The organism is Stenotrophomonas sp. YIM B06876 (assembly GCF_030711595.1).
Classification (GTDB): domain Bacteria; phylum Pseudomonadota; class Gammaproteobacteria; order Xanthomonadales; family Xanthomonadaceae; genus Stenotrophomonas.
Genome location: NZ_JAUJUJ010000008.1, coordinates 51,785 through 65,598, shown reverse-complemented (window position 1 = coordinate 65,598; position 13,814 = coordinate 51,785). Strand labels below are relative to the sequence as shown.

Here is a 13,814-nt window from a genome sequence, read left to right as displayed (position 1 = left end):
GGCGGATCGTACCCCCCAGGCACATGCTGGCGGTGCCGGGCTTGGGCGTGATGAACCCGGAAAGTTTTTGCGGCGATGCAGCAAGAGGTGGCTTTTGCGATCATGTGCCGCCGGCGATTGCGTCGGTGGGCAATCGCCGGCGCGCAGCCGGTGCCGCGTCCTCCTGGTCGAGAAGAGGTTTATGGCAGCTAGCGAAGCAACACAGGCAGGCATCCCGGCGGCCGTCGGTACCGACGAGGGCTATCTGTCACTGGTGGCTGTGCGCAAGGAGTTCGACGGATTTGTCGCGGTCGATGATGTGTCGCTGCAGATCCGCAAGGGCGAGATCTTCGCGCTGCTCGGCGGTTCGGGCAGCGGCAAGTCCACCCTGCTGCGCTGCCTGGGCGGGTTCGAGACCCCGACCAAGGGCAAGATCTTCCTCGATGGCCAGTTGATGAACGGACTGCCGCCCTATGAGCGGCCGCTCAACATGATGTTCCAGTCCTATGCGCTGTTCCCGCATATGACCGTGGAGCAGAACATCGCCTTCGGGCTGAAGCAGGACGGCTTGCCCAAGGCCGCCATCGCCAGGCGCGTGGGCGAGATGCTGGAACTGGTGCAGTTGCAGAAGCTGGCCAAGCGCAAGCCGCACCAGCTGTCCGGCGGCCAGCAGCAGCGGGTGGCACTGGCGCGGTCGCTGGCCAAGGGCCCCAAACTGCTGCTGCTGGACGAGCCGATGGGCGCGCTGGACAAGAAGCTGCGTTCGAAGATGCAGCTGGAGCTGGTCAATATCATCGAGCAGTCGGGGGTCACCTGCGTCATGGTCACCCACGACCAGGAGGAAGCCATGACCATGGCCACCCGCATCGCGGTGATGGACCAGGGTTGGATCCAGCAGGTCGGCAAACCCGATGACATCTACGAACAGCCGGCCAACCGGTTCGTCGCCGGCTTCATCGGCTCGGTCAATCTGATCGAGGGCGTGATCGACGAGGATCTGCCCGACTACGTTACCGTGCGCACCCCCTCCTTCCCGGACCCGATCTACATCGGCCACGGCATCACCTGTTACGAAGGCCAGCCGGTGTCGTTCGCGCTGCGCCCGGAAAAAGTGCATATCGGCAAGGACGAGCCGGAACAGAGCACCAACAAGGCCCGCGGCGTGGTCGAGGACATCGCCTATTTCGGCAGCCACTCGGTCTACCACGTGCGCCTGCCCGGCGGCATCAAGATCCTGTCCAACTTCGCCAACATGAAGCGCTGGGACAGCGACGGCATCACCTGGAACGATGAGGTGTGGGTGTCTTGGGACGACAACGACGGCGTGGTGCTGACCTCATGAGTGCCACTGGCTGGATGAACGCCACCGGCTGGAAGCGCTGGGTGCCCGGCCTGCGTTCGGCCGTGATCGCGGCGCCCTACCTGTGGCTGCTGCTGTTCTTCGCGATCCCGTTCCTGATCGTGCTGAAGATCTCGTTCTCGCGCATGGCGGTGGCCATGCCGCCGTATACATCGGTGGTCGAATACGTCGACAACGCGCTGACGCTGAACCTCAACCTCGGCAACTACGTGGCGCTGTTGCACGACAGCCAGTACGCGGTGGCCTACCTGAGTTCGATCAAGATCGCGGTGGTCTCCACGCTGCTCACGCTGCTGATCGGCTATCCGATGGCCTACGTGATCTCGCGCATGTCGCCGTCGGCCCGCAACATCGCGATGATGCTGGTGGTGCTGCCGTCGTGGACCTCGTTCCTGATCCGGGTCTACGCCTGGATCGGGATCCTCGACAGCAACGGCATCCTCAATCGCTGGTTGATGGCCAGCGGCCTGATCGACCAGCCGTTGCACATCCTCTATACCCCGCTGGCCGCCTATATCGGCATCGTCTACTGCTACCTGCCGTTCATGGTGCTGCCGCTGTACGCCAACCTGGTCAAGCTCGACCAGCGCCTGCTGGAAGCGGCTTACGACCTCGGGGCCAAGCCGTGGAAAACATTTTTGACGGTCACCCTGCCGCTGTCGCGCAGCGGCATTGTCGCCGGCTGCATGCTGGTGATGATTCCGGTGGTGGGTGAGTTCGTGATTCCGGAAATGCTGGGCGGGCCGGATACGCTGATGATCGGCCGTGTGCTGTGGAGCGAGTTCTTCAACAACCGCGACTGGCCGGCGGCATCTGCGGTGGCGATCGTGATGCTGGTGCTGCTGCTGATCCCGATCCTGATCTTCAACCGCTCCCAGCAGCGCGCGCTGGAAGGAAAGCTGGCATGAGCATGGCCCGCCGGCGTCCGTGGTTTGGCTGGAGCGTGTTGGCCCTGGGCTTCGCGTTCCTGTACCTGCCGATCCTGCTGCTGATGCTGTACTCGTTCAACTCCTCGCGGCTGGCCACGGTATGGGCCGGGTTCTCGGTGAAGTGGTATGGCGAGCTGTTGCGCGACCGGCAATTGCTGGAAGCGGCGTGGATCAGCCTCAAGATCGCCTTCTGGACCGCCACCGCCTCGATGGTGATCGGGACCATGGCGGCCATGGTGATGACCCGCTTCAAGCGCTTTCCCGGCAAGACCCTGTTCGGCGCCCTGATCACCGCACCGCTGGTGATGCCCGAGGTGATCATCGGCCTGTCGATCCTGCTGATGCTGGTGTCGATGGGGGGGCTGCTGGGTTTGCCGTCCAAGGGCCTGGTGGCGATCTGGATCGCCCATGTCACCTTCACCATCTCGTTTGTCACCGTGCTGGTGTCCTCGCGGCTGCAGGAGCTGGACGTGTCACTGGAAGAGGCGGCGATGGACCTGGGGGCCAACCGGCTGAAGGTGTTCTTCCTGATCACGCTGCCGATCATCGCCCCGGCGCTGGTATCGGGGTGGTTGCTGGCCTTCACCCTGTCGCTGGATGACGTGGTGATTGCCAGCTTCGTTGCCGGGCCCAGCTCGACCACCTTGCCGATGAAGATCTTCTCCTCGGTGCGCCTGGGCGTCAGCCCGAAGATCAATGCGCTGGCCACGTTGCTGGTGCTGGCGGTGTCGCTGGCCGCGTTCGTCGGCTGGTGGTTGATGGCACGGGCGGAAAAGCGCCGCCAGCGCGATATGCAGCTGGCATTGCAGGACAACAGCTGAGCGCAGCCGCCTGTGGTGCCGGGCCCTGCTCGGCACGGGTTTCACCGGTAGATCGTCAGCCGGGCAGGGCTCGGCCTGCACGGCCCGCGCCCGGGTTTACCTGCGCACAACACTGCCGGCGCTACCATTTCCCCATTCATTGAATGCAGGTGATTCCATGGCGTCATACCAGACCATCAATCCCTTCAGTGGGCAGGCCGTGGATACGGTCGAGCTGATGACCCCCGCGGCCGTCGAACAGCGTCTGGCGGCGGCAGAGGCCGCCTTCCCGGCGTGGGCGGCGTCGAGTCTGGAAACGCGTGATGATTACCTGCGAAAGATTGCCGCAGGGCTGCGTGATCGACGCGATGACCTCCAGCGCAGCATGACCACGGGAATGGGCAAGCTGCGCCACGAGGCGCTGGCCGAAATTGAAAAGTGTGCGGCGGCCTGCGGGTATTACGCCGACCATGCCGCCGGTTATCTGGCCCCGCAGCCGATCGCCACCGAAGCCCGGCGCAGCTATGTGCGTTATGAGCCGATCGGCTGCGTGTTCGCGGTGATGCCGTGGAATTTCCCGATATGGCAGGTGTTCCGGTTCCTGGCCCCGGCATTGATGGCCGGCAATGTGGCACTGCTCAAACATGCCAGCAACGTGCCGCGCTGCGCCGATCTGATCGCCGAGGTGGTGGCCGCCGCCGGCGTGCCGGCCGGCGTGTTCGATGTGCTGCATATCGACAACGAGCAGGCGGCCGCGGTGCTGCGCGATCACCGGATCAAGGCGGTGACGCTGACCGGCAGCGAGCGCGCGGGACGCTCGATCGCGGCCAATGCCGGCGACCAGTTGAAGAAATGCGTGATGGAGCTGGGTGGCAGCGATGCCTTCGTAGTGCTGGAAGACGCCGAGCTGGAGAGCACGGTGGCCGCGGCGGTGAGTTCGCGTTTCGACAATGCCGGGCAGACCTGCATCGCCGCCAAACGCTTCATCGTGGTCGAGGCGATTGCCGACGAGTTTGTCCGCCGCTTCGTCGCGGCGTCGCGGCAGCGGGTCTACGGCGACCCGCAGGATGCGGCCACCACGCTGGCGCCGATGGCACGTGCGGACCTGCGCGACGAATTGCACAGGCAGGTGCAGGCCAGCATCGCCAAGGGCGCAAAAGTGCTGCTGGGGTGTGAACCGCTGGCCGGGACCTACGCCGGTTATCCGGCCTCGATTCTCGATCGGGTCGGCCCCGGCATGCCGGCCTACGGCGAGGAATTGTTCGGCCCGGTGGCCGCGATCCTGCGCGTGCGCGATGAAGCCGAGGCCGTGCGGGTGGCCAACGACACCGCCTTCGGACTGGGTGGCAGCGTGTGGACGGCCGATGGCGCGCGGGGCGAGGCCGTGGCGCAGCAGCTGCAGTGCGGGGCGGCGTTCGTCAATTCGGTGGTGAAAAGTGATGCGCGGCTGCCGTTCGGCGGCACCAAGCGCTCCGGCTTCGGCCGCGAACTGGCCGGGCACGGCATCCACGAGTTCATGAATATCAAGACGATCTATGTGGCCTAGGAGCTCCTGGCTGCTGCGCAGAAAAAACCTCAGCCGCGAGAGCCGCGCCGAGAAAGTGCTGGGAAGCACTCTGTAGGAGCCAACTGTCTTGATCATGCGGCCCAACGCATGGAGAGCCTGCGTCGCTCCCGCCCCCGCGTTCGGTTACAGCCAGCGCGCCCGCTTGAACAGGCGGTACAGCGCCACGCAGACCACGCCCACCGTGGTGATCAGCAGCGGGTAGGCGAAGCGCCCCTCCAGTTCGGGCATGAACTTGAAGTTCATGCCGTACCAGCTGGTGATCAGGGTCGGGGCGGCCAGCAGCGCCGCCCACGCGCCGAGGCGTTTGACCGTCTCGCCCTGCGCCAGCGTCACCAGCGACAGGTTCACGCTCAACGCGGTGCCCAGCATTTCACGCAGGGTGTCGATGGCGTCGTTGATGCGCGCGGCGTGGTCGAGCACGTCGCGCATGTACAGCTTCACCTCGTCCTGGATCAGCGACCCCTGGTTGCGCTGGATCTGCGCCAGCGAGTCCTGCAGTGGCGCCACCGCCAGGCGCATCTTGTTGAGCTCGCGCTTGAGCTCGTACAGGCGGATCACTGTGCGCCGCCTGTAGTTCTCGGAAAAGATGTCCTGTTCCAGCAGGTCCAGCGTGTCGCGGAAGCTGTCGGTGATCGGCAGGTAGTTGTCGACCACCGCGTCGAGCACGGCATACAGGCAGAACGACGGCCCCATCGCCAGCAGTTCGGGGTCGCGCTCCAGCCGCGCCCGTACCGGGGCATATGACAGCGATGCGCCATGGCGCACGGTCACCAGAAAGCGACGGCCGAGGAAGGCATGGGTTTCGCCGTAGCGGATGCGCTCGTCCACCACCTGGGCGGTATGCACCACCACAAACAGCGAGTTGCCATAGGTTTCCACCTTCGGCCGCTGGTGCGCTTTGCGGGTGTCCTCGATGGCCAGGTCATGCAGGGCGAACTCCTCCTGGATCTTGACCAGCACCGCCTCGTCCGGTTCGTACAGGCCCACCCAGATGAAGCCGTCGTCGTCGTCGCGCAGCACATCGCTGATGCTGTCCAGGTCCAGGTTGCGGGGGTTTCCCTGCGCATCGTAGTAGGTGCAGTTGATGACGCAGGGCGGATTGCCCGGCAGCGTGGCTTGGGAAGATTGCATCACGGCAGCGTGCGTCCGCGCGCGCCGGCCGGCAAGCGCCGCGCCCCCAGCGTCCATGCCAGCGAAGCATGGATCGGCAACAGCAGCACGATCCATTGCACGTTGAACTGCGGCTGGAACGAAAGCCAGTGGATCGGCAGCGCCAGTGCGGCCGTTGCCGTCACCAGCCACAGCAGCGTGCTGAACCAGCGACCGGGCGGGCGGCTGCGCAGCAGCCGCCAGGCGCCGGGCAACAGCACCACACACAGCGGATTGAGCAGCAGCAGGTTGCGGTTGGCCCAGGTGCCCTGATGCGCGGTGAACCCCCACGCACAGGCCAGCAGCAGGCCGAAGAGGGTGCACAGCAGCCAGAACGGCAATGCGAACCCGGCAATGAGCCGCGGCCGCCGCGCGCCGGAAAGGATGAGGCAAGCCACCCCGCCTCCTGCCAGCAACCATGGCCACCAGTAACGGGCATGTTCGGCTGGCTCGGCGGCCACGCGCTGCGGCAGCAGTTCCTGCTCGGACTGCACCAGCGGGCGGCCCTCGCTGTTGTGGACCTGGCGCAGGCTGTCGGCCAGGCGCATCGGCACGAAGGCCTCCTGCCAGCGTGACAGCGGCTGGTCGCCATAGGGGCCCATGCCGAGGTCGAAGCCCAGCCACATCCACAGTGACGGCGAAGCCAGGCGGATCGATTCGCTGCGATAGGTGTTGCCGCGTGAGCGGCCAGCCAACTGCGATTGCAGGCCGCCTTCCATCGCGCGGTCGAGGGCGTCGCGCACCATGGTGGAGCAGTTGGCGGTGAAATAGTCGTAGCGGTAGCGCGCGTTTTCCGGGCGTGCAAGGTCGGCCAGTTCCGCGGCCAGTGCACGTGCCTGCGTCGGCGGCAGGTCCAGCCACTGGATGCTGGCGCCGCGGCCCTCGTCACGGTATTGCGCCAGATCCTCGCCCAGCGGCAGCGCGACCAGGTAATACATCATTTCGCCGCGCACGAAGCGGCTGATGAAGTCCTTCTCGCCCGGATCGAAATAGCCGAAGTTGTAGGAAATGGCGGTGCCACTGCGCGGGTCGGCAACCACCAGGGCGTCGTGGCCGAAGCGCTCGAAGAAAATTTCCCCCGGCTGCATCGTCACCACGCCGATCCGCGGCGCCGGCGCGGTGGATTGCGCGGCTGCAGCCGGGGCTGCCTGTCCGTCGGGTGCCTGCGCCCGGGAGGCGAACGACACCAGCAGCGCCAGCAAGGCGCAACCGAACAGGGAGAGGCGGCGAAGCGGACGCTGGCGGTTGATCAATCTTCCTCCCCGGTCTCAGGGGGCAGCACGGTGACGTGGAAGGCCTGCACGCGGCGGGCATCGGCACGCGCCACCCGGAACACGAAGCGGTCCAGGGCCAGTTCGTCGCCGGTTTCCGGCAGATGGCCGATGGCCTCGGTGACCAGACCACCAATGGTGTCGTAGTCATCATCCGGGAAATCGGCGCTGAAGCGTTCGTTGAAGTCGCCGATGGCGGTCAGCGCGTCGACCACATAGCGGCCGTCGGCCTGGATGGCGATCTGCGCGGTGTGGTCTTCGGCCTCGTCGTGCTCGTCGTCGATCTCGCCGACAATCTGCTCCAGCACATCCTCGATGGTCACCAGTCCGGCGACGCCGCCGTACTCGTCCACCACCAGCGCCATGTGGTTGCGAGAGAGCCGGAACTCCTTGAGCAGCACGTTGAGCTTCTTGGATTCGGGAATCAGCACCGCCGGGCGCAGCAGTTCGCGGACGTTGCCGGGGCCGTTGTCGGCCACCACGCCGCGGAGCAGGTCCTTGGCCAGCAAAATGCCCAGCACGTCGTCCTTGTTTTCGCCGTGGACCGGGAAGCGCGAATGGCCGGACTCGACCACCTGCTTCATCAGGTCGATGAAGGGGGATTCGGCTGGCAGCGACACCATCTGCGAGCGTGACACCATCACGTCGCCTACGGTCAATTCGGCCACTGAAATCGCGCCTTCCATCATCCGCAGGGTATCGGCCGCAATCAGGCCGTCCTGCTGGGCCGTCCGTAACACGGCCACCAGTTCGTCGCGGGTATGGGGTTCGCCGCCGGAGAAGGCCGCACTCAAGCGCTCAAGCCAACTGCGCTTACGGTCCGCATGCTCCGGGGAGGTACTACTGTCGTCTTCTGACATCTCTGATAGAAACGGCACCCGGCAAACCGGGCGATAGCCGCAAGTCTAGCAGGATGTCCCGCCGCTCCCGCTCAGTTTCCGGCCGGGGTCCGGGTGCTGGCGGCAGGTGTGGCCGGGACCTCGTCCTCGGCCGGCAGGTCCAGGCTGTAGGTGCAGCCGGCCAGGGTCTTGCCCGGGTGGGTCTGGACGTTGGAGACACCCAGGATCACCGATTCGATCAGCGCCTCCCCGGTCTTGGCGTCGATCACATCGCGGCTGACGAGTTCGCGCCCGGCCATGAATTTCTCCGGAGTGTCGTAGCCGACTTCCAGCTCCAGTGCTTTGGCCAACGATCGCGGATCGGCCAGATCGAACACGGCGATGATGGTGCCGCCGGCCATGGCGATGTGCTCGACGCGGCGGCCGAACACGGTGATGGGCGTGTTCAGCACGTATTCGTTCATGAACAGGTTGCCCTGCGGCAGCGGCTGCCAGCCCAGCGCGACCGCTTTGAGCGGATCGTTGGCGATCGGCGCAAGCGCGGCAAAATCGCTGACGCTCTGGCGGCATTCGATCAGCGCCGGCAGGTCGATCGCGGGAGCGGATTTGGCGGCCTGCGCGTTTGCCAGCGGGCAGAGCAACAGCAGGGCCAAGGGCGGCAGGATATTTTTCAACGCGGGGAACTCGGGTTTGTGCCGGAAAGGTCGGCCACGCGGTGGCGTGGTGGCTCGGGGAGCTTCAGCGCTCGCCCGCGTACGGGTCGCCAATGCCGAGCTCGGCCAGGATTTCGCGCTCCAGCTGCTCCATCGCCTCGGCTTCCTTGTCGTCCTCGTGGTCCCAGCCCAGCAGGTGCAGCACGCCATGCACGGTCAGATGGGCGTAATGGGCATTGAGCGCCTTGCCCTGCTCGACGGCTTCGCTGGCGACGACCGGCGCGCAGATCACCAGGTCACCGAGCAGCGGGAACTTCACCCCCTTGGGCAGGCCTTCGGGCAGGTCCGCCGGAAAACTGAGCACATTGGTGGCGTAGTCCTTGCCGCGATAGTGGCGGTTCAGCGACTGGCCCTCCTTGGCATCGACCAGGCGGATGGCCAGGTCGGCTTCGCGGATGCGCCCGTCCAAGGCGGCAGCCACCCACTTGCGGAAACTCGCCGCCGCCGGCAGCCCGGCGCGCGGCAGCGCGTAGCTGATGGCAACGTCGAGGCGGACCGGGCCGCGGGTCACGGGTTCACTCCAGGCTGCACCTGGTGCAGGTCGCGACGGTCGTAGGCGCTGACGATGCGCGCCACCAGCGGATGGCGGACCACGTCGCGCGCGTCGAAGAAGGTGAAGCTGACGCCGTCGACATCGTGCAGCACGTCGATGGCATCGCGCAGGCCCGAACGCACATGCTTGGGCAGGTCGGTCTGGGTCAGGTCGCCGGTGACCACCGCGGTGGAGCCGAAGCCGAGTCGGGTCAGGAACATCTTCATCTGCTCGATGGTGGTGTTCTGCGCCTCGTCCAGGATCACGTAGGCGTCGTTGAGCGTGCGTCCGCGCATATAGGCCAGCGGCGCGATCTCGATGACGTTCCTTTCCAGCAGCTTGAGCACTTTTTCCACGCCCAACATTTCATACAGGGCGTCGTAGAGCGGGCGCAGATAGGGGTCGACCTTCTGGCTCAGGTCGCCGGGCAGGAAGCCCAGCTTCTCGCCGGCCTCCACCGCCGGGCGCACCAGGATCAGGCGCTGCACCCGCGATTCGTTCAACGCTTCCACGGCGCTGGCCACGGCCAGGAAGGTCTTGCCGGTACCGGCCGGGCCAATCCCGAAGTTGATGTCGTGGGTGGTGATCTGGTGCAGGTATCTGGACTGGTTGGCGCCGCGCCCGCGCACGGTGCCGCGCTTGACCTTGATCGCCACTTCCTGGGCCTCGTAAGCACGCTCGGCCACCTGTTCCAGGTGCGCATCATTCAACCGCAGATGGATGGCATGGCTGTCGAACACGGTCTGGGCCGCTTCCTCATACAGCGCACGGATCAGTTTTTCAGCTTCAGTCACGGCTTTTTTGGGGCCGGTCAGGCGGAATATGTGGCCGCGATTGGCCACTTCCACGCCCAGCTTCAGTTCGATCTGGCGAAGGTGTTCGTCAAACGGACCGGCCAGGTTGGCCAGGCGCTCGTTGTCGACAGGTTCAAGGGTGAAATCGTGTTGTGCCAAGGCGGTCATTGCATCCGGCGACCGCCAGTCCAACAGACCGGGCCGCAAGCTGGGGGAAGGAACCACAGGGTAGCGCGGGCGCCCTGCGACGGCTACCGCGCGGCGGCCACGGCACCGCAGTGTCCGGGGTGTTTTGCGCCCGGATGCGGCATGCCGTGGAGCGGCCTGTGCGACGGGCATACACCGGAGCAGCTCATGGGATAAACACCGGTGCCAGGCTGTCGTGCGGCATGAGGCGGGAAAAGGGAAACTGCGGGCACGGACCATTGCCGCGGAGGGGGCTTTTCAACCGGGCGGGCTTCACAGCTGCGGTATCGGGTTTCATCCACAGTGGCTGTGGGCAGACGGTGGCCAAAGCTGTGGATAATTGTTCAGGCGTCAATCACTTCAATGCTTTCCGACGGGTGATCATTTTGTGATCAGGATCGATATTCCGCAGGTGCGCGGTTCCCATGACACGGAGGCGTGCCTGTGCGCCTGCATGGACAGTGCCGCCAATGCGCACGGCAGTGCAGCGGCGAGGACGTCCGGACGGTGGTGGCTGGCCGGCATGCTGGCGCTGCTGGCGGGTTGCCAGGCCGCCGGGGAGCCGGCGCTGGGCACGCTGGAGTGGGATCGCATCAGCGTGCCGGCGCCCGCCATGGAGCAGATCGTGGCGGTGCATGTGCGCGAGGGCCAGCGCGTCAGCGCCGGTACCCCGCTGCTGCAACTGGAACCAACCCGCACCGCGGCGCAGCTGCAGGCGCTGCAGGCGCAGTCCCGGCAGGCCGCGCAAGCGCTGGAGGAACTGCAGCGCGGCCCCCGGCCCGAAACCATCGCCCAGGCACGTGCCAATCTGGCCGCCGCGCGCGCGCAGGCCGCCACCGCCGCCGCGTACTATGCCCGGCTGCAACCGCTGGGGCGGCAGCAGCTGGTCGCCGCCGCTGATGTCGACACCGCGCGCGCCGCGGCGGGCAATGCGCAAGGGTTGATGCATGCGGCCGAGCAGGCATTGCTGGTGCTGGAGCATGGCTCCCGTGCCGAAGACATCGCACAGGGCGAAGCGGCGCTGCGCGCGGTGCAGGCGCAGGTGGAAGGGCAAACCGTGACGCTGCAGAAACTGGACCTGGTGGCGCCACGCGCCGGGCGGATCGATGCGCTGCCGTACCGGCTCGGCGATCAAGCCCCGGTCGGTGCACCGCTGGTGGTGATGCTGGTCGGCGAGCGCCCCTATGCGCGCGTCTACCTGCCGCAGTCGTTGCGTTTGAAGGTCAGCGTGGGGCAGGCCGCACGGATCCAGCTGCAGGGACGCGAGGGTACGTTTGCCGGACGGGTGCGCAGCATCCGCAGCGATCCGGATTTCACGCCGTACTACGCGCTCAGTGGCGCCGATGTCTCGCGCTTGAGCTGGTTGGCCGAGATCGAACTGACCGCCGACAACGCCGCCGCGCGCATGGCGCAGTTGCCGGCGGGGGTACCCGTGCAGGTTGTGTTTTGAACCCGGCGATACCTGTCCGGGCTGACGCGGGCGGCGCCGATTCCGCGGGGCTTGCGATCCGCGTGCGCGGGCTGAGCAAGCGCTTCGGTAACCTGGTGGCAGTCGACAGGGTCGACCTCAGCGTGCCGCGCGGGCAGGTCTACGGCTTTCTTGGGCCCAACGGATCGGGCAAGTCGACCACCATCCGCATGCTGTGTGGGCTGCTCACCCCCTGCGCCGGCGAGATCGAGGTGCTCGGCCTGCGCATTCCCGAGCAGGCCGAGGCGTTGCGCCGGCGGATCGGCTACATGACCCAGCGCTTTTCCTTGTTTGAAGACCTCAGCATCCGCGAGAACCTGGAATTCCTCGCCGCGGTGCAGGGCGTGCCGCGTGCTGCCACGGCCCGCCGCATCGATGATCTGGCCGGACAGTTCCACCTGCAGGATTGCCAGACGCAACTGGCCGGCACCCTCAGTGGCGGCCAGCGGCAGCGGCTGGCACTGGCTGCCGCGGTGATCCACCAGCCCGAGCTGCTGTTCCTGGACGAGCCGACCAGTGCGGTCGATCCCGAATCGCGCCGCGATTTCTGGGAAAAGCTCTTCGACCTGGCCGACGCCGGTAGCACCTTGCTGGTCTCCACCCATTACATGGACGAGGCCGAACGCTGCCATCGCCTGGCGATCCTCGACCAGGGCGTGCTGGTCGCCGATGGCACGCCCGCGCAGCTGACTGCCGCACTGCACGGGCGCACGCTGGAGGTCGGCGCCGCGCAGCCGCGGCAGGTGCAGCGCGTGCTGGCCACGCTGGCCGGCGTGCTCAGCGTGGCCCAGATCGGCAACACGTTGCGGGTGCTGCTCGATCGCGGGGGCGGCAGCCTCGACCAGCTGCAGCAGGCACTGCTCAGTGCCGGGCTGGAAGGGCAGGTGACACCGGTACCGGCCAATCTGGAAGACGTGTTCGTGTCGGCCACACGCGGTCGCCAGGCCCAGCGGCACGGCGCAGCGGAGCCAGGCCCATGAACCCGCGCCGGCTGGGTGCGATCGTGCTCAAGGAGTTGCGGCAACTGCGCCGCGATCGCATCACCCTGGCGATGATCATCGGCATCCCGGTGATGCAGCTGGTGCTGTTCGGGTACGCCATCAATCTCAACCTGCGCCACCTGGATACCGGTATCGCCGACCAGGCCGATACCTCGGCCTCGCGCGCGCTGGTGATGGACATGCTGGCCAGCGGCGTGATCGCGCCAAAACTGCGGGTGGATACGCCGCAGCAGCTGATGGCGGCGCTGCGGCGCGGCGAGATCAGCATCGGTGTGGTGATTCCGCCGGATTTCGAGCGGCGCCGGTTCGAAGGGCGCGAGGCGGTGCAGGTGCTGGTCGATGGCAGCGACACGGTGGTGCAAAGCGCGGCGATCCAGCTGGCGCAGGTGCCACTGGACACGACTCCGGTCAGCAATGACCGGCCACTGCGGTCCGGTGCGATCGCCGGCGCGGGCCAGATCAGCGTGGTCGCGTTCTACAATCCGCAGCGGCGCTCGGCGGTGAACATCGTGCCGGGCCTGATCGGCATCATCCTCACCATGACCATGGTGATGTTCACCGCGGTGTCGATCGTGCGCGAGCGCGAACGCGGCAACATGGAACTGTTGATCGCCACACCGCTCGGCCGCAGCGAGCTGATGATCGGCAAGGTGCTGCCCTACGTGGCGATCGGCATTATCCAGACCACGCTGGTGCTGTTGCTGGGGATGTGGCTGTTCGACGTGCCGGTGCGCGGCAGCGTGCTGGATGTGTATCTGGCGGCGCTGCTGCTGATCACCGCCAACCTGGCCCTGGGCCTGTTGATCTCGACCAAGGCGCAGTCGCAGTTCCAGGCGATGCAGATGACGATGTTCGTGTTCCTGCCATCGATCCTGCTGTCCGGTTTCATGTTTCCGTTTGCCGGCATGCCGCGCGTGGTGCAATGGGTGGCCGAGGTGTTGCCGCTGACGCATTTCCTGCGGCTGGTGCGCGGCATCATGCTGCGTGGCGCGCGGTTGTGGGAATTGTGGCCGGAGGTGCTGGCGCTGCTGGCCTTCATCGGGGTGATGATGACGCTGGCGATCCTGCGCTTCCGCAAACGGCTGGACTGAGCGCCGTCATCGCGCCTAGCCGGTGGCTGCAGGCAATGCGCATGGCTGGGCCGGGCCGCCTCGACTGCTGGCGAACCCCGGACCACGCAGCGGAACGGCCAACCGGCAGGCAACCGCGTCGACCGCCGGACTTCT

The 13,814-nt window shown here is 66.3% G+C and carries 13 protein-coding genes; 7 read left to right on the top strand and 6 right to left on the bottom strand.

The genetic code is table 11. The features are described from left to right. Positions 1 to 181: 181 nt before the first annotated feature. The 4 genes from potA to QZH66_RS05615 all read left to right on the top strand — a co-directional run bounded on the left by potA (position 182) and on the right by QZH66_RS05615 (position 4,614). Positions 182 to 1,321 carry a polyamine ABC transporter ATP-binding protein gene (gene potA, locus QZH66_RS05630; protein WP_305804970.1) on the top strand — a complete coding sequence of 380 codons (1,140 nt, stop codon included), beginning with the start codon at positions 182 to 184 and terminating at the stop codon, positions 1,319 to 1,321. Next, on the top strand, positions 1,318 to 2,247 hold the full coding sequence (locus QZH66_RS05625) for an ABC transporter permease subunit (RefSeq protein WP_305804969.1): 930 nt from the start codon (positions 1,318 to 1,320) through the stop codon (positions 2,245 to 2,247). The genes potA and QZH66_RS05625 overlap by 4 nt, the downstream gene beginning before the upstream one ends. Then, positions 2,244 to 3,089, top strand: a complete 846-nt coding sequence (locus QZH66_RS05620) for an ABC transporter permease subunit (protein WP_305804968.1) — start codon at positions 2,244 to 2,246, stop codon at positions 3,087 to 3,089. The genes QZH66_RS05625 and QZH66_RS05620 overlap by 4 nt, the downstream gene beginning before the upstream one ends. 157 nt (positions 3,090 to 3,246) lie before the next feature. Further along, positions 3,247 to 4,614, top strand: a complete 1,368-nt coding sequence (locus QZH66_RS05615) for an NAD-dependent succinate-semialdehyde dehydrogenase (RefSeq protein ID WP_305804967.1) — start codon at positions 3,247 to 3,249, stop codon at positions 4,612 to 4,614. A 144-nt stretch (positions 4,615 to 4,758) separates the two neighbouring features. On the opposite strand, the gene QZH66_RS05610 is transcribed toward QZH66_RS05615, so the two are convergent. The 6 genes from QZH66_RS05610 to QZH66_RS05585 form a co-directional block, all read right to left on the bottom strand. After that, positions 4,759 to 5,766: a magnesium and cobalt transport protein CorA gene (locus tag QZH66_RS05610; protein ID WP_305804966.1), complete on the bottom strand. Its 1,008-nt coding sequence runs from the start codon at positions 5,764 to 5,766 to the stop codon at positions 4,759 to 4,761. Continuing rightward, positions 5,766 to 7,034: a DUF4105 domain-containing protein gene (locus QZH66_RS05605; protein ID WP_305805003.1), complete on the bottom strand. Its 1,269-nt coding sequence runs from the start codon at positions 7,032 to 7,034 to the stop codon at positions 5,766 to 5,768. Before QZH66_RS05605 ends, QZH66_RS05610 begins: the two co-directional genes overlap by 1 nt. Then, positions 7,034 to 7,915 (bottom strand): transporter associated domain-containing protein, encoded by an 882-nt coding sequence (locus QZH66_RS05600; RefSeq protein WP_305804965.1) that lies wholly within the window; start codon positions 7,913 to 7,915, stop codon positions 7,034 to 7,036. The genes QZH66_RS05605 and QZH66_RS05600 overlap by 1 nt, the downstream gene beginning before the upstream one ends. A 71-nt stretch (positions 7,916 to 7,986) precedes the next feature. Next, on the bottom strand, positions 7,987 to 8,541 hold the full coding sequence (locus tag QZH66_RS05595; protein ID WP_305805002.1) for a hypothetical protein: 555 nt from the start codon (positions 8,539 to 8,541) through the stop codon (positions 7,987 to 7,989). 91 nt (positions 8,542 to 8,632) lie between these two features. After that, positions 8,633 to 9,118, bottom strand: coding sequence for an rRNA maturation RNase YbeY (gene ybeY / locus QZH66_RS05590; RefSeq protein WP_305804964.1), 486 nt, complete (start codon positions 9,116 to 9,118; stop codon positions 8,633 to 8,635). After that, positions 9,115 to 10,101, bottom strand: a complete 987-nt coding sequence (locus QZH66_RS05585; RefSeq protein ID WP_305804963.1) for a PhoH family protein — start codon at positions 10,099 to 10,101, stop codon at positions 9,115 to 9,117. Before QZH66_RS05585 ends, ybeY begins: the two co-directional genes overlap by 4 nt. A 541-nt stretch (positions 10,102 to 10,642) precedes the next feature. On the opposite strand from QZH66_RS05585, the gene QZH66_RS05580 reads away from it, so the two are divergent. From QZH66_RS05580 to QZH66_RS05570, 3 genes are read left to right on the top strand one after another with little or no spacing between them, the layout of a single operon-like run. Beyond that, on the top strand, positions 10,643 to 11,569 hold the full coding sequence (locus QZH66_RS05580) for an HlyD family secretion protein (RefSeq protein WP_305805001.1): 927 nt from the start codon (positions 10,643 to 10,645) through the stop codon (positions 11,567 to 11,569). Positions 11,570 to 11,625: 56 nt separating this feature from the next. Further along, positions 11,626 to 12,567 carry an ABC transporter ATP-binding protein gene (locus QZH66_RS05575; protein ID WP_305805000.1) on the top strand — a complete coding sequence of 314 codons (942 nt, stop codon included), beginning with the start codon at positions 11,626 to 11,628 and terminating at the stop codon, positions 12,565 to 12,567. After that, positions 12,564 to 13,679: an ABC transporter permease gene (locus tag QZH66_RS05570; protein WP_305804962.1), complete on the top strand. Its 1,116-nt coding sequence runs from the start codon at positions 12,564 to 12,566 to the stop codon at positions 13,677 to 13,679. Before QZH66_RS05575 ends, QZH66_RS05570 begins: the two co-directional genes overlap by 4 nt. Positions 13,680 to 13,814 lie beyond the last annotated feature (135 nt).

Coding starts and splice junctions, on each gene's coding strand:
- potA (WP_305804970.1), top strand. CDS start 182: ATGGCAGCTAGCGAAGCAACACAGGCAGGCATCCCGGCGGCCGTCGGT.
- QZH66_RS05625 (WP_305804969.1), top strand. CDS start 1,318: ATGAGTGCCACTGGCTGGATGAACGCCACCGGCTGGAAGCGCTGGGTG.
- QZH66_RS05620 (WP_305804968.1), top strand. CDS start 2,244: ATGAGCATGGCCCGCCGGCGTCCGTGGTTTGGCTGGAGCGTGTTGGCC.
- QZH66_RS05615 (WP_305804967.1), top strand. CDS start 3,247: ATGGCGTCATACCAGACCATCAATCCCTTCAGTGGGCAGGCCGTGGAT.
- QZH66_RS05610 (WP_305804966.1), bottom strand. CDS start 5,766: ATGCAATCTTCCCAAGCCACGCTGCCGGGCAATCCGCCCTGCGTCATC.
- QZH66_RS05600 (WP_305804965.1), bottom strand. CDS start 7,915: ATGTCAGAAGACGACAGTAGTACCTCCCCGGAGCATGCGGACCGTAAG.
- QZH66_RS05585 (WP_305804963.1), bottom strand. CDS start 10,101: ATGACCGCCTTGGCACAACACGATTTCACCCTTGAACCTGTCGACAAC.
- QZH66_RS05580 (WP_305805001.1), top strand. CDS start 10,643: ATGCTGGCGCTGCTGGCGGGTTGCCAGGCCGCCGGGGAGCCGGCGCTG.
- QZH66_RS05570 (WP_305804962.1), top strand. CDS start 12,564: ATGAACCCGCGCCGGCTGGGTGCGATCGTGCTCAAGGAGTTGCGGCAA.